This window comes from Algoriella xinjiangensis (assembly GCF_900115015.1).
Lineage (GTDB): Bacteria > Bacteroidota > Bacteroidia > Flavobacteriales > Weeksellaceae > Empedobacter > Empedobacter xinjiangensis.
The window spans coordinates 119,937-139,682 of sequence record NZ_FOUZ01000007.1; the positions used below are offsets into that span (position 1 = coordinate 119,937).

Below are 19,746 nucleotides of genomic sequence, written 5' to 3' on the forward strand. Positions count from 1 at the left end.
AGCCTATTCCTCCGCAAGATTTTTAATATTTTCAAAATTTTTCGGATATTTTGAATTGAAGAAATCAACAAATTCATCCAAAGAATTTACCTTTCCAATGAGTAAGGTCCCGTTTTCATTGGGTTCTAATATATAATCTAATGTTGAATCTTCCCAATCTTGAGGACTCAATTCGCCTTCTAAAATCCAACCAAGATGTTTCATGCTTAGCTGTTTATTAGGAATGTTTTTCTCTACAAGATTGTACATGCCATTATTTTTTGGATCCAAAAATTTCATGATAGTTCCCTCTTCCCAAGTTCCTTCAAAATAAGTTCCCTCGTTCATCGCAGAAGCCCATTTTTTATAATTGTCTTGCGTAAAAAGTACCTCCCAAACTTTTTCAGGCGTTGCATTGATTTGGATAGTATATTCTAGTAATTTCATGATAAGTTCGTTTTATAAATTCGTTGGTCAGTAAAATAATTTAATAAACTAAAATACAACTATTAATAGCTCTTCAATCAATATTTTTATAAAATATTTTTAGCTTTGAATTGATTAAATAAAAAAATCTCAACTAAATGATAGTTGAGATTTTGATTTCCTAACTACGGTTTATCTATTTCTTCACCATGATTATAACTCGCAAAACGCCCTGTGTCTTTCGGATTTACGATATCAGTCTCTTTATCACCCCAAGGCCAACCGCCAAATTCTGTACGACGATATTCTTCAAACGCTTCTTGTAACTCTTGTTGGGTATTCATCACAAACGGGCCATATGCAGCAACAGGTTCCCCTATAGGCTCACCTTCTAAAATCAATATTTTAGCTTTTTGATCACCATTAGTGATTGTTATTTCTTCGTCACCAGCAAGATCTGCCAATTGTCTTTGCTGCATGTTGTTTTCCTCAATAGAAATAGTTGAAGTTCCATCATAGAAAAACACAAAACGGTTCATACTTGCAGCAACAGCTGGCAAAACAAATTTAGTTCCTGGATCCATTTCTACCAAAGCGATTCCAACATGATGATTTTTATCTTTTGCCCAAGAGTTTTCTAAAGGATCTTGTGATTTAACACCATAATATTCCCCTAAAATAACTTTAACGTCAACCTTTCCTCCATTTTCATCAGTTATATGTGCTTCCGGAATTTTTTCACTCCAAAGCATTTTATAATTGGGTTCGGTTAATTTCGATTTACTAGGCATGTTTAACCATATTTGAAACAAACGAAATGGATTGTCTTTATCATCATTTAGCAAAGGAAACATTTCACCATGTAAAACACCAGAACCTGCACTCATCAATTGGACATCACCGTTTCCATAACGTCCTTTAGAACCTTTAGAATCAAAATGGTCAGCAAAGCCCTCTGCCGCAATTGTCACAATTTCAAAACCACGATGCGGATGATGAGGAAAACCTGGAATCGTTTCGCCGTGGTACATTCTCCAATCTGCATCTCGATCAAAATCTTGTCCAATATTCTTTCCTTTTAATAAAGAAGCATCTGGCCCCATCTTTCCATTGCCTTTTGGATACAAATCGTAATGATACGCACTTAAAATAAATGGATCACGAACAGGCATTTGACCTACAACTTTTGATATATTTTTAACTTTCATATTGTTTATTTTTAAATTAATTTCTTATACTATTTACTAGTCAAATTGTAGACCACAAGCAATTTACAAACAGTTTTAAATAGTTACCTCCAAGTTACTTAGCGGCATTATTTAACAGAACTCGCTAGCTACAAAAGATATCTGACAGAATGTCACTTTAATTTTAATGAAAAACAATATTTATAAATATACCTACATTTAGGGATACTACAGCTCTGCCAAGATTGCTATTTTTGAGTTGAAAGAAATTACGAATTAATAAATAAAATTATTTTTACTTGAATAAATTTGTTTATTACCTGATGACTAAGCTTTATATGTTCCAAATATTCGATCCCAAATAGAGGTATAAAACCCAAAATTTTTATTTTCGTATAGATGGTGTTGATTATGAAATTTGGTCGTTCCAACAAAGAATAGATCAAAAGAGGAAGGAAAAAACTCACGATTCAAATGACCAATAGTACCCCAAATGAGATTAATCGTTAAATACAATACAATTGATAAAATAGAGAAATCATAAAAACTAAATAGTGATATCATCATTAAACCGAAACCTAAAGTTTCAAAAGGATGTAAAACAAATAGGCTTAAAAAATTGGTACTTGTATGCTCGTGATGTTTTCGATGCAATATTTTGTAAATAAAAGGTATATGAGCCAAATAGTGAAATATATACATAAACAAATCCATTAAAATTAGTAATCCAATACATTCTAATGCCACACTAAAAAGTGACTTTGATTCGTTTAAAACAATAAGATTATTTTTCCATAGAACAACGCCAATCAACATCACAAAAGCGTTGCAAATAATGGTTAGTAAACTTATTAAAAAATCGGTTTTATAAATAGGATGATTTGTTGGCTGTAATGTCTTTTTGTGGCAGGTTTTTTCAATAAACAGAAATAATAAAATAGAAAATAAAAACAACAAAATATTGACTATAAGACTGAAAATGATCCATTCTAGCCAAGAAAATTGTGCCAATAAATGAATATAATGATGCAAAGTATCTGTAATATTATCCATAAATTTGAGTATATCAACTCATTCATGTAAATATATGAAATTCAAAATTATATCCTTAGTTGAAATTGAATTACTGAATGCAGCAGATCCAAAAAAACTTATTAATGATGACTACCGATTACATGATTTGAAGTTGTTTTTAGATAATTTAATCCAAAACATAAGTTTTTTCATCCATCAATTTTTCAGTATTATTTGACTGATTTTGTCTTGAATTTTTATATTCAATTAATCTAAAAGTTACTTTTTTCACATTTTTATCAACACGCAACTTATTATTCATTTGATAATTATAACCCGTAACTAATGCTAACTCTTTGCCCGCAATGCTTTTTATGTAAATATTATAGTTTACAATAAGTTCATCATCTTTCATCATCTTTTCTATCACGCGTTTTCCTAAAATTCGAGGACCTAATCCACCTGAATTATACCAACCTTGAACTGAAAAATCAATTTGATTACGCGATTTATTCGTCATCTCAATTTGATGCTCGAAAACTTTATCCGAATTGACTAAGATTATTTTTTGTCCTTTAACATTTCCTAAACTATCCAAAATATTAACCTTTTCTGACTGCCGTTTTGTTGCTGTTAGCGTTATTTTATTGCTATTACAACTCCATAAAAAGAGTAAAAAAAGCATGTATAAAAGTGTTTTCATTTTAATCTATTTTATAGCCTGCACAATGACCTGCAATTTCTGCAAATAGCCCTTTCAATTTATTTAAATAAGTTGTTTGATCCATCAGGTAAACAGTCACTTTCTCTTCTACTCCTTGATGAATATAAGTATGAAGCTCTCCTTGATCTTCATCTAAGATAATTTTAAAAACAGTCCCATCCTTTTTATTTCTTGCCGAAAAAATAGGATTTGCATCACGCATTGGATCTCCATTTGAAAAAATAGTTTTAAAATATGGAAACTCCCACACAGCAGCAGGATCTATTTCTTTAAACGAGAGAAGCGCATAATTTTCTAAAGCATCATAAACAAGATTTTGTTGCATATAATTACCCTCCATTATATATTAAACCTCAAATGATTTGATGAAAAAAGAAGACCATTTCCACTGTATGGCTTTTGGCTTAATTCACCCACATCCGATACTCCTTTTAGATCATCAAACAATTCTTGAATAACTGCTGTTCGTTGAAAACCACTTAAAGTATGTGCAATGATCGTATCACTCATACAGACTAATTTTTTATTTGGATGACCTGCACAAATTTTACTTCCTGTCTCCCAATCCCAAACCATCCATTCCCAACCATAATTTTTCACCAAAGCCTCTAACCAGAGGAAACTTAAATTTTCTAATTTAAGTTTCCCTGAATCCTTTCCCATCCAGTATTTAACAGCTTGTTCAAGCGTGTGAAGTAATTCTTTAACTGAAGAGTCTACATAAGTCAACTTACTTTGATCAATAATGGTGTAAGCATTCTTTATTTTCTTTTCAATGCTTTTACTTTCTTTATCATTTGGATAACGAAGAAATGCAAATTCACAGTCAATACGAGAAAACGTTATCCCTCCATTTTTTTTTTTGCATTTCTATTGGAATACAAATCGTATTGGTAGTGGGACTTAAAAAAACTTCAGTAGGATCAAATGAAAAATTCTCTAGTTGATAAAAGCCCGATAAAAAATTATGTTCAATCAATTTTATCAATTTATAATCTTCGGAATCAGCTACTACATGATTACAATAATAATCAGGTTGCAAATACCAATATAAACAAAGCGCAGTTCAGCGATCGCATGTTGGCTGCTCCGCTAACCATAGCAAGGGTGCTAGTCCATAATTATAATTTTGAACAAATTGATGCCATTCTTCCGTAGTTAATTTTTGAAATTTTCCAGTGCCTTCTAAAGCAGCATGAACTCTATTTTTATTCTTTTTTGTAAATATTATTTCCATTGGGACTTAATTTAAAAATTAGTACAATGTCTTAGCAAATTAGCAAGAAACTATACAAATTAACTGAAAGTTTTAAAAGCATCAAATCGCCGAAAATAGCTATTTTTAGATTGTATAAATTTATGTTATTTAGCAGAAGTAAAATATTCTTAAGTCAATTAAAAGTATCGTTTCAAATATTATCTAAAATTTAATTATTTAAAAAGAAAAACATGAACGTTTCAGAAAAAATACATCACGAAATTTACAATTTAGTAACCGATTTTTTAAATACCGTAAATAAAAAAGATAAAGTCAAATTATTAGCGAAATTTGAAGTCACTGATGATATGTTTGAGGAGATTTTAGAGTATTTAGACTACATCGGAGAACTGAATTTATCGTCACTTCCTTACAAAAAAACGATAAATCACAACATCGTCAATAAACCTATTTTCAATATCGATTGTATGAATGATGGCGGATATATTGTGGAATGCAACACAATGAATTTTGGTAAGGAAACAGAAATTGTGCTGCAATGTGAAGTAGATTTTCAAGATGGAACATACAAATTGACACTTCCTTTATTTAAATCTTAAAATGATGGCTGTTAGTTTTGAAACAATAAAAAATCATCATGAATAAATCTATTTTTCGGAACGAATGAAAAAAGATTGCGGCAAGAAGCAGATGAAGAAATAATCTTTTTAAAATCAAAACCGATGCAATTCCGTTTTTAGTTTACAATTATAAAATACTGAATCAAAGAATAATATACAAGTAATTTTTACACTGAAATAAATTTTTTAAAGTAAATTGTATTACCTAAAAATAAATCACACATGCTACGCTACACGCTCCTACTTTTCAGTTTTTCTTTCCATATTGTTTGTTTTGGACAGACAAAAGATGAAATGATAAAAAGCATTGCCGATTCGAAAAAGAGTATGGAAACGCTAATTAAAATGACTGGTTTGGAGATTCGATTAGAATCTAACAGCAAAGCTTTTGATCCTGAAGATAATTTCAATTTTCGCGAAATACCGAGCTCAAAAGATAAAAATAGTCTTGATTCAACATTAAACCGTTATTTTTCTAATCTCTATGTTGGTGGAGCAATAATGCCGCCGTACAATTTTATTTCGCTCAAAAAAGATGAAAATGAACTGATTAAAATTTTGGGAGTTGACAATTTTTATTTCCACGATCGCAACAATAAATACCCAAAAATGACGCCTGTCAAATTCATATTTCTTGATAAAACAGAACAAGACAGCAAAGGTCTTTTTGAAACTGCGGAAACATTGAAAGAAAAATACGGCAAAAAAGAACCCGAAGGTTATTACTCGGATATAGATAGCACCAAATTGGATGATGCCGACAAATATTTGCTAACAGAAAGTAGTTCATTTTACCAAGAATATAAAGTAAAAATGAAGAAACCTATCGCTGCCGTTGTGATGGATATTGAGTTTCCGATAAAAGGAAGTAGCGTCCAAAATATCTCGAACGACCATAAAATCGTACAAACAGCTCACGGAAATATCGAATTAAAAGGTCTAAAAGATAATGTGTTGATTTTAGAAATTCCGAACGATTTAGAGAAAAGCATTCAGGTATTGGCGCTTTATCAAGATGGTCGCCGATTAGCAGAGAAATCATCAAATTCGAATACTGTTTTTAGTAAAGAAAAAATAGATGCGTTTCAAAAACTATTGCCAGCGTACGACAAAGCGCTGAAAGAAATCGAAAAAGGAAACATCAAAGATGGAGAAGCTTTAAAAGTTTTTATTACGAAAGAAGCTAAAATAGATGTTGATGCGTTGGAAACTCCTGATAAAATGCAAAAAACATATCGTTTTTCGGGACCAATTTCTACCGTTCAATTGAAAATCGAAGACGCTAATTCAAACGTATTCAAAACTCAAGTAACGTATAATTTTAAATCGGTTGAAAATCAAGATTATTTGATTGCAACGGATTTCAATACAGAAAAACGTGGTTTGGTAGACACAAAAGGAAATTGGATTGTTGCACCAAAATACAATGCTCATTTCAGACAGTTGAACAACTATTTTTATACCGATCAAATTGATGATCACGATCAAACGTATTATTTCAATCCAACAACTAAAATTTTGCAGGAAGTTGCGTATAAAATTGATGACACAGAAATATATGGCAAGAAATATGTAAAAATTGAAACGAATGTAAATGGTCCAATCGGTGTAATTGATGCGAATACGGGCAAAATTTTGATTCCGATGAAGCATGGTTTTATTCATTATCAAGACAATGGAACTTGGCTAGCGAGAGATGATGAAAGTGACAAAGAAGGTGCTTATGCTGCGGATGGAACTATTCTTATTCCACTAACTTTTGACAATGTGAAGTATAAAACGGGATTTTTCTACACCAAATATAATCCAACCGATTTTTATTATACCGAGCAAGTCAATATTTACAACAGCCAAGGGAAAAACATCACCAACAATAAATATAATGAACTTATTGATGCGTTTTCGGATGGGTTGCAATTGGTCAAAAAACATACTTTTGATAAGGATAAAAAAGGTACAATTCTCTACTCCGATTATTATTACATTGATAATTTGGGCAACGAAAAACTGAATTTCGAGCACGGAAAATATCACGAAGCTTTCGCTTTTAGCAATGGATTGGCTCGAATAGAAAAAGCCAATAATGACCAATATGATTACGACGGAGATTTTGGGTTTATCGATACAAAAGGTAAAGTTGTTATTCCGTTTGAATACAATAAATGCACTGATTTTTATGGAACTTATGCCTACGCCGAAAAGAAAAATGGCGAAAATAGCTGGTATGGATTTATCAATCAGAAAAACGAAAAAGTGATTACTTTACCAGACGGTTATCAATCTTCTTGGTTTGACAAAGATCGAAAAACTTGGATTATGCGACTTTACAATGATGATCTTTATGATTTTGATGGCAATAAAATTGTAGTTGAGAAAAAGTAGGTTTTTAAATCATTTCTGATCTAAAATATTGTCACTTAAATAATATTATCACATGAAACAATGTTAAATATCTACTATTTAACATTTTAGGAATAAATATTGATTAAATAGGCTAATAACTCTATTTACCTATGAAAAGTTCTTTATTTTTTCGATTGATATTATTTCTCGTCTTGCACTTTACATCCAGTGTTTATGCGCAATGTACAAGCTGTGATATCGTCAATCCTGTTACTTTTGGCAATTATACATTTCCTGCAAATAGAACAGTTTGTTTTACTCAAAATACAACTTTAGGTGATATTATTTTAGAAGATAATGCAAAAATTTGTATCGCGCCAAATGTTACACTTACCATCAATACAAATACAACTACAACAGAGGGTTATAACAATCAAATTGATGTAAACGGAACTTTAAAATTTAGTAATAATCCTAATTTTAAATCCGATATACAACTAAATATTGCTTCAACTGGGCTGCTAGAAAATTCTGCTGGTTTTACTATCACAAACAGTAAAACTTCTATCATTAATAACGGAACTATTAACCTTCAGAATACAATTAATTTTGCTGGAGCTAGTTCTAAAAATTATGTTGAAAACAACGGAACAATAAATGTTAGTCGATTCAATTCAACTAACGGAGCTACTACAGTTTACAATACTGGAACAATCAAATTAACAAATATCATCGATAATAATGCAAGTACTTTATATATAAATTGTGGAATAATTGATTCGCAAGCTAGTATAAACATGGGTGGTTCTAAAATTATCAATACAGGTATTTTTACTTTAGCAGGTGGTACAAATGACTTTAGTGGAGCTAGTAATATTATAAATTTTGGTGTATTCAATTTTTATAGTACTATAAATGGTGGTACAAATGCAAGTATTTATAACGAAGGTTTAGTAAGGTTAAGTGCCGCAAACTTGAATGGTTTAACGCTATTAGGTCCAAAAAATTCTGCTAAAAAAGGTTATTTTTATGTCAGACAAACAATGAATCCAAATGGTGCGAAAGTTGGTCCGAACTTAGATTTTATAAAATTTTATTCGTTTAATCCTGATGATAAATCTTCATCACAAGGCGAAAATCAAATTTTCAGTAATTCACCTATATACATCGATGCAAATAATAACACAACAACCGTAGCTGGTGCTAATGTAACTTATGATTGTGCGCCAACTAATAATTGCTCGGCACCAATGATTGTACAAATCAATAAATGTCCTGATAGTTTTGGTAATTTTCCTCCAGATGTTACATTTTGTGTAAAACCTGCATCTACAAAAACAGGAGCAAAACCAAGCACTGTTGGTATTAGTACTTATGCAACCAATTCAAATAATTTTCCAAGTAATATTCCGAACGGATACATTGCATTAGCTTCAAAAAATAAAGGGCTTGTAATTACTCGGGTTCAAAATAGCGCGAAAATAGTCGACCCAAAAGAAGGAATGATTATTTACGATATTGATGCAAAATGCACCAAATTATACAATGGCACAACATGGCATTGTATAGTACGAAGTTGTAACGAATAATTAATTTAAACAATGAAAAAAACCACTCTCATCCTACCCCTACTCATTTCCTTTTCTACATTATCTGCCCAAGTTTCTATTGGTAAAAATGCTGTAAATGGTAATAATACAATTCTAGATTTTTATGAAGATAGCACCAACATACAAGGTCTAATTTTGTCGACTGTAGATATATTGCCAACAACGCCCGCAAACGGAACTTTTTTGTTTGATAAAACAGATGATAAAGTAAAAATGTATGAAAATAGTGCATGGGTAAATTTATCGGATCAAGGAACAGAAAATAATATCGTTGCAAATACTTCTTCTGATAATGGAGATGGCGTAATTATTGGCGCCCAACAAAGTGCTGCAAGCGGAATTTTGATTTTAGAAGCTGATGATAAAGCAATCATTTTACCAAAAATTACCAAACCCGAAGAAAATGTACCTACACCATATCCTGGTATGATTTGTTATGATACAGCAAGTAAAACTATGGCCGTTTATGACGGAAAAAATTGGAATTATTGGAAATAAATGACTTTTTTGAGCGCTATTTTAACTGAAAATCGTGTGAAATATTATTAATCAAGTCACTTTTTCAGTCAATATCTACCTCAATTAAAATAACTTACATATAAATATGTACAATTAGTTGGAAATAATATGCATAATTATACCTTTGCGACTTTAACTATAAGAAAATCGAATGCTTAAATTTCTTGTAAATAGTAAGTACTTTAATATTGCTTTATCTATTTCCTACGTACTGGCAATTGTGGTTTTAATCGCAATGTTAGGTTTCGGATTTCCAATTGAGTACAAAGTATACGTTAACATTTTTTTCATTACACTTTTGTGTATTGGCGTTTTAAGAACGGTTTTAAAATATGTTCATCGTAAAGAAAAAATTATGCCGCGCGTAATTGTTTTCGACATTATCAGTATTTTATTTATTTTGTATTGTATCTCCATACAACTAGGTCATTACAGCTTTTATTTTGTAAGTAAATACCTGCAAATTGCTATTATACTAAAGCTAATTAGAGAATTAGCAACACCAAAATTAAATTTTAAAAGATCGGTTATCACACCACCACAACTCTTTATTTTTAGTTTTATTATCTTAGTTTTTGGTGGCGCTTGTCTACTTATGTTGCCAAAAGCAACAAATCATCCCATTAATTTTTTAGATGCCTTATTTACCGCAACAAGTGCTGTTTGTGTTACTGGATTAACCGTTGTTGATACCTACGAAGCTTACACGCCAATAGGTCATTTTATTATCATCGTTTTGATACAAGCTGGTGGATTAGGAATTTTGACATTTGCGGGTTATATCGCCTATTTTTTCAAGGGAAATAGTTCGTACGAAAATCAAATTGCATTAGGAAGTATTGCCAATAATGATTCGTTAAGCGAAGTTTTTGTCTTTGTAAAAAAGATTATTTACCTCACTTTTAGTATTGAATTGTTAGGCGCAATTTTAATCTATTTTTCATTATCATCGTATAAAATAGGTTTTTTAGACAAAGTTTTCTTTAGTTTATTTCACTCGATTTCGGCATTTTGTAACGCAGGTTTTTCTACTTTACCTTATGGTTTAATGAACAAAGGTTTTATACACAATTATAACTTTCAATCGGTATTAATCGTTCTAATTTTTCTGGGCGGAATTGGTTTTCCAATCTTAATAAATTTAGTGAGATATGTCGAATATCTAATCCGAAAAGTATTTTTATTGATCATTCATAAAACAAATGACAAAAAAAACTGGGTATTTACATTAAGTTCTAAAGTCAATTTAATTACGTCTTTATCCATCTTAATTATCTCGACAATTATCTTATTTTTTGAAGAATATTACCGCACTTTAGCACCACATCATGGTTTCGGAAAATTTGTTTCCGCTACTTTTATTGCAATGACGCCGCGTACAGCAGGTTTTAACAATATAGATTTTGCGCAGTTACATTTCTCCTCAATTTTATTGGTTATTTTATTAATGTGGATTGGTGCTTCGCCAGCTTCTACCGGAGGTGGTATAAAAACGAGTACGTTTGCAATTGGTATTCTAAACTTTATAAATATTGCGAGAGGTAAACCAAAAATTGAAATTTATAAACGAGAACTTAATCCAATTAATATTCAGAAAGCCTTTGCTACAATGACTTTATCGTTTTTGGTTATCGGAATTGGAATATTTTTAATCACAAAATTTGATAATAATTTACATTTGATTGATGTTGCTTTCGAAGCGTTTTCGGCCTATTCTACCGTTGGTTTATCGCTTAATTTAACACCACATTTATCAGATCCAAGTAAAATTGTTGTCATCACAATGATGTTTATCGGACGTGTTTCTATGATCACTATTTTAATGTCATTTTTTAAGAAAACTGTCTCATCAAATTATCGTTATCCTTCGGATGACATCCTTATTTAATAAAAAAATATGAAAGTAATAATTATAGGTTTAGGAAATTTTGGCGCTGCATTGGGTAAAAAAATGTCAAAATTAGGGCACGAAATTATTGGTGTTGATAACAATATACAACGTGTAGAAGGTTTAAAAGACAAGCTTTCTTATACGATTTGTTTAGATGCGACGGACGAAATTGCAATTAACAAACTTCCACTAAACAATACGGATATTGTGATTATAAGTATTGGCGAAAATGAAGGTGCCAACATTATGGCGACTGCAATTTTTAAGAATAAAAATGTAAAACGTTTGATTAGTCGTTCGATTAATTCGCTTCACGAAAATGTATTACAAGCCATTGGTGTTTCAGAAATTATTCGTCCAGAAGCTGAATCAGCAGAGCGTTGGACAAAAAAACTGAATGTAAAAGGCGTTGTCGATTCGTTTGAGTTGAACAAAGAATTTAGTATTATAGAAGTTGTTACGCCTGATGAATTAGTTGGTAAAACATTTGACGAAATTCAGTTCAAAAAACAACACAATATTCTTGTAATGACAATTATTCAAAACAAAGAAGAAGCGAGTTTTCTTGGACAATATAAAATTGTACCAGAAGTACAAGGTTTTCCATCATCAAATACAGTAATTAAGAAGAATGATGTTTTGGTAATTTATGGTGCAAATGAGGATATTTACCGATTTTTAAAGAAATATAATATTCAATAAAAAATTAAATAGCATATCGTTTTTTAAGATAAAATTTGTGGATGTATTCGTAAAATAAAGCCCCTGAAAAATAACAAACGACATCCACAAAATCTGCCGTATATTGAGTAGAAAATAACGGCATAATACCTTCTAACAAAGCAGAAAGGACAACTGCTGATAAAAGTGAATATGAAATGGGATAAGTATAATAATTTTGTTTAAAATAAAACACAGAAATTAGATAACTTCCTAAATGACTCATGGCAGGTACAGCCAAAAAATCGGTCAAATAACCATTTACTATTCCGATTGAAAAATCATAATATCGACTGATTTTAACTGCAATCCAAACAAGTAAATAAAGCGTAAAAAAAGGATCAAATAACTTCACATTTACACTACCAAAACGATGATTAAAACGCAAAATATACCAAGTATCATCAAAAATAGAAAAAATGCATCGTCTATAAATTTTTGAGTTCCACTTCTTTTATCTTTATTCTCCTCCTTCATTTTATTCTCTTTTTGTACAAGAATCACAAAGATAATCGTTTTTAATTGAATGGGATTTTGAGCTAATTATGACTAATTATTTTATAATTGAAAATACAAAAAATTACTCAAGTATTTAGTTCACATTACTTTTTTACTCATTCAACATAATCCCACGAATTTTATTTTTAAAAGCTAAATTTGCTTTCCTTTTTTTCAAAATTAAATAAATTAAAATTCCTGCTAATATTAAGAAAACTGCTGAAATCACAAGATTCATTTTCGTGTATTTTGATGCAATAATTTCCCTTTTGTTTTGCATTTCTTTCGTTTGATTGTCGATAGAACTGTTGATGGATTTCAGCTCACTTTGTTTTCTTTCAAACCGAATATCTTGGAATTTTTTATTGTAAAATTGGTATTCTGTCAAATTATTCAAAGCCAAATAATTATCTGCCATTCCTTTATAGATTCCTTCATTTAAAAGCAAATCTCCACTATTTTCAGCCATTTTTTCAGCATCTTCCAACATTTTTAGAGATTCTTGATGTTGATTATTTAAATGATACATATCTGCCATTCCTTTATAGGCGAAAGCTTCCAAACTTTTTGCATTGGCTTTTTTCGCAAAAGAAGCCGATTCTATAAAATATTTTTTTGCATTTTGATATTGGTTCATTTCAATAAAACAATACGCAATATTGTAGCTAACCACACTTAGGTTAGAAAGATTTACTTTGGATAATTTTGCTTGTTTAAAGTTTTTTTTAGCGATAAAAAACTTCTCCAAAGCCAATTCTGGATTCGCTTGGCTTTTATAAATCATCCCACGAATAGCATACATTTTTCCTAGATTTGAAAATTTAGAACTACTGTTGGGTATTTTCGAAAGATAATTTTCTGTTTCGTCTAAAGTTTCAAAACTTTTACTAAAAAGTTCCATGTGTTGATATTGAATCGCAATGTAAATCACGAGATTTATTTTTAATTCTACTGTAGTAGCTTCATTCAGAAGTTCTTTTGCTTTCAATAAAACTTTTAGTGATTTGTCGATATTCCGTTTTGCAACATAAGCATTAGAAATCACAAGGTAAATTTCTATTTTTTTATTTGGATCTTTCTCTTTTCCTAAAAGTTCATTTCCAACTCTTAAGGATTCATCGGGGTTATCGTAAATTCCAATCCGTGCTTTTTTTAGGATAGAATCTGTAGGAATTTGTCCAAAACAAAACCAAGAAAAAGTGAAAACAATAAAAATAATTAACTTTTTCATTCGTTTTTAGATTTCTTAATTTGTTGGATGTACGTGTTGGGCGACATTCCTGTAACTGATTTAAAAATAGTTGTGAAAGCGCCATGCGAAGAAAATCCAGAAAAATCGGCCAGATAACTTACTTTATATTGCAAAAACTCAGGTTTATTTTTTAATAAATAAGCAATATGATTAATTCTGAGTTCATTAATATAAGCATTGAAATTTTTACCTTTCGTAGTGTTAATCACTTCTGTAAGGTATTTTGTATTAGTATCTAATTGTCCTGCCAAAATAGAAAGTGACATATTTTTATTAAGAAAACGATCAGATTGTTCTAATTCTTCTAATTTTTTCAGAATATCGTCTTCTTTTTCTTTAGAAATAACAACTGTTTTTTTATCAGATTTTTCCGTTTCATCGGTAACTAAAACATTTTGAAAAATAGGAGAAGTTGTTGTTGATTTTTGTTTTACACTTTCAATATCTTTTAATTTTGCAAAGAAATTGAGTTGTTTTTGTAAATCTTTAGCTGATTTAACTTGGTTAAAATAATACAACGAAAGTCCAACAATTCCGAGAATGCAAAACCCGATTAAAAATAGATTTTTCGATTTTTCTGCTTGTTGAAAAAAGTTAAGATTATTATTTTCTTGCGTTTCTATAAATTTGATGAGATATCTAATTCCGTCTTTTTTATTACTTTCTAATTTTGCGTTGGTTTCCAAAAACAATTTATCATATTTTCGGTATTTCTCCGAATCTTGCAACACCGAATAATTTTTTGACATTAATTCATATATCTTCGATTCTAATGGAAGATAATTAGAATTTTCAATTTTTGAAAGGCCGATATTTAGATAGTCTAAGGATTTTTCATAATCTTTTTGAAGGAAATAAATACGCGACATTTTCTCATTTGCAAAAGCCTCTAAATAATAAAAATCTTTCCCCGAATAGTTTTGTAAAATAGTTTCAATCTTTAATTTGGCTTCTGTAATTTTATTTTTTTTGATTAATAAAGACGCCAAAAAAAGCTCATTTTCGGTTTTAATGATTTGGCTTTCATTATTTACGTTTTTTAAAAGCTGACTACTTTTCTTAAAGGCAATTTCTGCTTCATTTATCTTCTTTGTTACCGCGAGATTTAGCGCTTGTAATTGATACAGTTTTGCAATGGTAATTATTTTATTGGGGTTTTTATTATTGATTTCTTTTGATAAAATTTTGTCAATACTATTTTCTGATTGTCGGTATAAATCTAAATTTTGGTACTGTTCTGCAATGCTATAATTCATAAAAAGTTGCGAAAAAGCTGTGTTATTTTCTGTATTAAGAAATGAATCTCCTTCTAACGAGGTTTTTATAGATTGTACAAAATTTCCTTTCATGGCATAAGCTTGCGCCATAATGTTTTGTAGAATCAATTTTTGCTCGTCATTTTTGGTATTGATGCTTACATTTTGAGAAAACTGAATACAATCATCCGGATTTTGATACAATTTTTTTACCGCTTTATCAATTAATGTAAAAGAATCGGTAGTCTCATTTTGGCTTTTCATCAAAATAGAAAACAGCAAGAAAAATAGAAAATATAATGTGCCTTTAGTGAACATAAAGAATATAGAGTTTAAATATACATTAATTCTGTGGATTCTTATCTTGAAACAAGCATAAATTAGAACTAACTGATTATTAGTATTTTAATTTTTCGAAAATTACAAGTTTCATGAATCTTGTAAGTATAAAACTTGTCTTCACGGATTAATTCATATAATATTGAGGAACAAAAAATACTTAAAACAATATTAATATGAAATTATTTTACAAAACGGCAAAATCTTTATTTTTTGCAATCCCGTTAGTTGCAGTTCAATTCATGAATGCACAAGTATTTGAAATAGCAAGTGGCGGGATGTATTTCCCAGGCGGTGTTTCAGAAAACGGAACAGTTTCACTAAACAAAGGTACTACAGTTTATCTTTGGAATTCTACACAAGGACTCCAAGAAATTGGTGGTCTTACTAACAATACTCTTTTTGGCGGGAGTGCACTTATTTCTGAGGATGGAAAAAAAATAACAGCGGGCGTTACCAATGCTACTAATAATATGAATGAACTTTCAGTTTACAATGTTGAAACACAATCTTGGACCCATCATGGTGGCATTGGGACAATAGGTTTAGACGGATCATTAAGTAATTCTTGGGGAATATCCAAAGATGGTTCTACTGTAGTGGGACTTGGCTGGCTAGATACAGGTAAAGCTCACGGTGTAAAATGGGATGCTACCAATGGGATGATTGATTTGGGCAGTACGGTTACTGGAAAAAGTTCGCGTGCCAATGCAATTAATGATGATAAAACAATAATTACAGGATGGCAAGATAAAGCCGACGGTTCTAGAAGAGCGGTAAGATGGGTAAATGGGGTACAAGAATATCTTACTGATAACTCAGGTAACCACATTGGCGAACCAAGCGCAATGTCGTCCGATGGCAAGACAATTGTTGGTTATACTCGTTTATTTCCTTATGTATGGAATGAGACGACGGGTTATCAAGAAATTGTACACCCATCCTCAAGTGGTTCTTTTGAAGGGGGATCTTCTGCAGTTTCTGGTGATGGCAAAATAGTAATCGGATATTTTAGAGCTTTCCCAGGTTTACCAATGACAGGCGAAGGTTTTATTTGGACACAAGAAAATGGTAGAAAAAATCTTAACCAGTATGTTACAAGTTTAGGTATTGATACCAAAGGTATAACTTTCGGACTTCCACTTGCGATCTCAAAAGATGGAAAAAAAATTGTAGGGACTGGTGTAAAAGCAGGGAATCAAACTGTTGCATTTTTAATTGATCTTACTTCATATTTAACAACTGAAGCTATTGAAATCAAACAATTATCAATCTATCCAAATCCTGTTAAAAATATCTTGAACATCAACGGTGCAGACAGAATTGGGAGTTTAGAAATCTATAATATGATTGGTCAAAAAATTAAAACAATACAACCAACAGACAAAATAGAAGTTTCTACATTAGCAAAAGGAACTTATATTTTGAAAATTGTAAATAACAATAAAACACAAAATATAAAATTCATAAAAGAGTAAGTGAAAATCTGTTAAGTGATTAAACATTTTTAAAGCAAGAGTTGGCTATCAATTCTTGCTTTTTTATTGAGCAGAAGTAAGAAATTATTAAATAATAAGCCTTTTTTTTTTATATATATCAAAAAAATTGCACAAAAAATGTATTGTTGTTATTAATATATTTCTTCAGTAAAAAATGGACATTGTTCTAAGATTTTAATCGTATTTTAGAAAAATTACGGTCGTTTGTCCAATCAAAACAAATTGAACAGATACAAATAGACCAAATGGTATGCATACAGCTATATCTACAGACGAAAAGATTATAAAATAAATTCACATATGATAAAAATTATTACATCAGTACTACTATTAATGTCCGTTTCTATTTATTCTCAAAACAGATATGAATTATTAGACGAAGGAAAAGATAAAGAATACCTTTCAGACACTATTTCAAAAATGTATACTAAAGGATTAATTACTGATAAACCCATAGTTGTAATTGATGGAAAACCTTTTCGCTATCAAGATTTAGAAACAGAAAAATTAAAATTGTCCAAAATAGAAATAGATAAAATAATTCCAATTGATAAAGAGAAAGGAATTAATATTTTTGGGAATTTTGGGGAAGCAGGTGTTGTTATTATTACGACAAGCAGACCAAAAGAGTAAATACAACTACTAGCTTCAATAGCCGTTGCACAAAAATAAAAATTATTCGACTTAATTTAATCCCAATATTTCAAATAATTCATCTTTTTTATTAATTGCAATTGGTATTATTTTTCCATTAGAAAGTTCTACCATATTTCCATTAATAGACTGAATAAATTCTGTATTAATTACAAATGCTCTTTGAACTCTAAAAAATAATTTATTATTCAACATTTCTTCCATTGCTTTTAATGTCGATAAAGTTATATAAGAGTTTGATGTTGTATTTATATTAATATAATTTCCTTGAGCTTCAATATAAATAATTTCATTTAATAAAATTTTAATGAATTTACCTTCACTTTTAATAAATATTCTCTCTGTATTATCTTGAGCTTCTGATATCTTTTTTTGAATATCTAGATTCTCTTTAACTCTATTTACTGCTTTTAATAAGCGCTCAAAACGAACAGGTTTTATCAAATAATCAACTGCACCTGTTTCAAAACTATCTACAGCAAAGTCTCTATGAGCAGTTATAAAAATAAAATAAGGTTTATTAGGTAATGAACGAAACAAATCTAATCCATTTAATTGTGGCATTTCTATATCACTAAAAACAATATCTATATTATTACTTTGTAAAAAAATCATCGCATCCAATGGTTTATTAAATGTTTTTTTTATTTCTAAAAATGATATTTGAGAAATAAAGTCTTCTATCAATTCAACACCAAGTGGCTCATCATCAATTACTATACAATTATATTTTTCGCTCATAATTTTAGTTTTATTTCCAATGAAACAATAAATTCATTTTTAAATTGATTAATATTCAGTTTATATTGATTTGGATAAAGTAACTCTAACCTTCTTTTTATATTACTCATTCCAATTCCTCCTCTTTCTATTAGTTTATCATTATTTATTTCGGAAACATCATTTACTATTTTAAAATTAACAGAATCATTTAAAACAGAAATAGAAATTGATAAATAGGCACTTTCTTCATTCTTCAATCCATATTTAAATGCATTTTCTATAAATGTAAAGGTTAATAAAGGTGCAATCATTAAACCAATAGTATCATCGTTTCTTTCAATATTTAATTGAATGTTATAAGAATTTGGATAACGCATTTTCTCTAATTCAAAATAATTTTCAATAAATTCTAACTCCTTATTCAAAGAAACTTTTTCAGCATCCGATTCGTACAAAGAATATCCCATTATATCAGATAAATTAAGAATTACTTCAGGAGCTTTATCATCTTTTTTCAAACTTAATCGATATAAATTATTTAGTGTATTAAATAAAAAATGTGGATTTAGTTGAGCTTTCAAAAAGTCTTTTTCTATTTTGATATTCTGGATCTCTAAATCTGACTTTCTTTGTTCTATTTTCAAAGTATTTGAAAATAATCGAAGTGTATCAAACAATACCTTAATTAATAACGAAACCGAAATTGAAAGAACTATGGTAAATAAATTTCCAAGTACAGCTTTATAACCTATAATTTCATAAAAACTTGTATTTGATATTTTATCTACAAAATCTTTATATGCCTCATCCTTAATTTCAATTCCAAAACTATTAAAAATATTAAAAATGATATAATCAGCGATTAACCAAGTATAAATAAGAAGTGGAAATAATAATACGATAAAAAAGAATGTATATTTAAAACTATTACTTTGTTTGATAATAAACGGAAACAGTAAATAGAAAAACAAATAAAAAACTACAATATCATTTAATACTGTCCTAATTGATAAAATCAAAGTAGTTTCTATTGAAAATTGCGGACCATAAGAAAAATGAATTATATGCAATACTAAATAACAAAACCACATCAATAAATGACAAAATAGTTGAACTTTTCTTGTATAAATTTTGTCAAAATCTAAATTCTTTATGAATTGGATAAGTGTGTTTAGTTCTGTATTCTTTAAAGAATTTTCCATGGCATTAAAACTTTATTTCGTCAAATTACATTTATTGTAAATATATAAAATCAAAGGAAACTTTATTTCCT

At 29.7% G+C, this 19,746-nt stretch carries 20 protein-coding genes; 8 read left to right on the top strand and 12 right to left on the bottom strand.

Features of this window, described 5'->3' with window-relative positions; genetic code table 11:
* Positions 1-3: 3 nt before the first annotated feature.
* The 7 genes from BM072_RS08145 to BM072_RS15480 all read right to left on the bottom strand — a co-directional run bounded on the left by BM072_RS08145 (position 4) and on the right by BM072_RS15480 (position 4,567).
* Positions 4-426: an SRPBCC domain-containing protein gene (locus BM072_RS08145; protein ID WP_092908164.1), complete on the bottom strand. Its 423-nt coding sequence runs from the start codon at positions 424-426 to the stop codon at positions 4-6.
* Between the two features lie 164 nt (positions 427-590).
* Positions 591-1,613 carry a pirin family protein gene (locus tag BM072_RS08150; protein WP_092908165.1) on the bottom strand — a complete coding sequence of 341 codons (1,023 nt, stop codon included), beginning with the start codon at positions 1,611-1,613 and terminating at the stop codon, positions 591-593.
* Positions 1,614-1,919: 306 nt separating this feature from the next.
* Positions 1,920-2,645: a sterol desaturase family protein gene (locus BM072_RS08155; RefSeq protein WP_092908166.1), complete on the bottom strand. Its 726-nt coding sequence runs from the start codon at positions 2,643-2,645 to the stop codon at positions 1,920-1,922.
* 148 nt (positions 2,646-2,793) lie between these two features.
* Positions 2,794-3,309 carry a hypothetical protein gene (locus tag BM072_RS08160; RefSeq protein ID WP_092908167.1) on the bottom strand — a complete coding sequence of 172 codons (516 nt, stop codon included), beginning with the start codon at positions 3,307-3,309 and terminating at the stop codon, positions 2,794-2,796.
* A gap of 1 nt (position 3,310) precedes the next feature.
* Positions 3,311-3,670, bottom strand: a complete 360-nt coding sequence (locus BM072_RS08165) for a hypothetical protein (protein ID WP_092908168.1) — start codon at positions 3,668-3,670, stop codon at positions 3,311-3,313.
* Complete coding sequence (locus tag BM072_RS08170; RefSeq protein ID WP_092908169.1) at positions 3,670-4,059, bottom strand: hypothetical protein; 390 nt, start codon at positions 4,057-4,059, stop codon at positions 3,670-3,672. Before BM072_RS08170 ends, BM072_RS08165 begins: the two co-directional genes overlap by 1 nt.
* Positions 4,060-4,396: 337 nt before the next feature.
* On the bottom strand, positions 4,397-4,567 hold the full coding sequence (locus BM072_RS15480) for a hypothetical protein (RefSeq protein WP_177190283.1): 171 nt from the start codon (positions 4,565-4,567) through the stop codon (positions 4,397-4,399).
* 212 nt (positions 4,568-4,779) lie between these two features.
* On the opposite strand from BM072_RS15480, the gene BM072_RS08180 reads away from it, so the two are divergent.
* The 6 genes from BM072_RS08180 to BM072_RS08205 all read left to right on the top strand — a co-directional run bounded on the left by BM072_RS08180 (position 4,780) and on the right by BM072_RS08205 (position 12,234).
* Entirely contained in the window at positions 4,780-5,148 is a 369-nt protein-coding gene (locus BM072_RS08180) for a hypothetical protein (RefSeq protein WP_092908171.1), read from the top strand.
* Positions 5,149-5,463: 315 nt separating this feature from the next.
* A complete protein-coding gene (locus BM072_RS08185) occupies positions 5,464-7,551 on the top strand; it encodes a WG repeat-containing protein (RefSeq protein WP_177190284.1) in 2,088 nt (695 codons plus the stop codon).
* Between the two features lie 173 nt (positions 7,552-7,724).
* Positions 7,725-9,101 (top strand): hypothetical protein, encoded by a 1,377-nt coding sequence (locus BM072_RS08190; protein ID WP_092908173.1) that lies wholly within the window; start codon positions 7,725-7,727, stop codon positions 9,099-9,101.
* Positions 9,102-9,113: 12 nt separating this feature from the next.
* Positions 9,114-9,620 (top strand): hypothetical protein, encoded by a 507-nt coding sequence (locus BM072_RS08195; RefSeq protein WP_092908174.1) that lies wholly within the window; start codon positions 9,114-9,116, stop codon positions 9,618-9,620.
* Positions 9,621-9,792: 172 nt separating this feature from the next.
* The gene (locus BM072_RS08200) at positions 9,793-11,529 is read left to right on the top strand and encodes a TrkH family potassium uptake protein (protein ID WP_177190285.1); all 1,737 of its coding nucleotides are present in this window, start codon (positions 9,793-9,795) and stop codon (positions 11,527-11,529) included.
* A 9-nt stretch (positions 11,530-11,538) separates the two neighbouring features.
* A complete protein-coding gene (locus tag BM072_RS08205) occupies positions 11,539-12,234 on the top strand; it encodes a potassium channel family protein (protein WP_092908175.1) in 696 nt (231 codons plus the stop codon).
* Positions 12,235-12,238: 4 nt separating this feature from the next.
* Here BM072_RS08205 and BM072_RS08210 read toward each other — a convergent pair whose 3' ends face one another.
* The 3 genes from BM072_RS08210 to BM072_RS08220 all read right to left on the bottom strand — a co-directional run bounded on the left by BM072_RS08210 (position 12,239) and on the right by BM072_RS08220 (position 15,576).
* Positions 12,239-12,607, bottom strand: a complete 369-nt coding sequence (locus BM072_RS08210; RefSeq protein ID WP_092908176.1) for a hypothetical protein — start codon at positions 12,605-12,607, stop codon at positions 12,239-12,241.
* Positions 12,608-12,862: 255 nt separating this feature from the next.
* Positions 12,863-13,981 carry a tetratricopeptide repeat protein gene (locus BM072_RS08215; protein WP_092908177.1) on the bottom strand — a complete coding sequence of 373 codons (1,119 nt, stop codon included), beginning with the start codon at positions 13,979-13,981 and terminating at the stop codon, positions 12,863-12,865.
* Positions 13,978-15,576 (bottom strand): helix-turn-helix domain-containing protein, encoded by a 1,599-nt coding sequence (locus tag BM072_RS08220; protein ID WP_092908178.1) that lies wholly within the window; start codon positions 15,574-15,576, stop codon positions 13,978-13,980. The genes BM072_RS08215 and BM072_RS08220 overlap by 4 nt, the downstream gene beginning before the upstream one ends.
* 197 nt (positions 15,577-15,773) lie before the next feature.
* On the opposite strand from BM072_RS08220, the gene BM072_RS08225 reads away from it, so the two are divergent.
* A complete protein-coding gene (locus BM072_RS08225) occupies positions 15,774-17,075 on the top strand; it encodes a T9SS type A sorting domain-containing protein (RefSeq protein ID WP_092908179.1) in 1,302 nt (433 codons plus the stop codon).
* A 354-nt stretch (positions 17,076-17,429) separates the two neighbouring features.
* Positions 17,430-17,729 carry a hypothetical protein gene (locus BM072_RS08230; protein WP_092908180.1) on the top strand — a complete coding sequence of 100 codons (300 nt, stop codon included), beginning with the start codon at positions 17,430-17,432 and terminating at the stop codon, positions 17,727-17,729.
* Between the two features lie 51 nt (positions 17,730-17,780).
* Here the strand turns inward: BM072_RS08230 and BM072_RS08235 are convergent, their stop codons facing one another.
* Positions 17,781-18,491, bottom strand: a complete 711-nt coding sequence (locus BM072_RS08235; RefSeq protein ID WP_092908181.1) for a LytR/AlgR family response regulator transcription factor — start codon at positions 18,489-18,491, stop codon at positions 17,781-17,783.
* Positions 18,488-19,675, bottom strand: a complete 1,188-nt coding sequence (locus BM072_RS08240) for a sensor histidine kinase (RefSeq protein ID WP_092908182.1) — start codon at positions 19,673-19,675, stop codon at positions 18,488-18,490. The genes BM072_RS08235 and BM072_RS08240 overlap by 4 nt, the downstream gene beginning before the upstream one ends.
* Between the last annotated feature and the right edge of the window lie 71 nt (positions 19,676-19,746).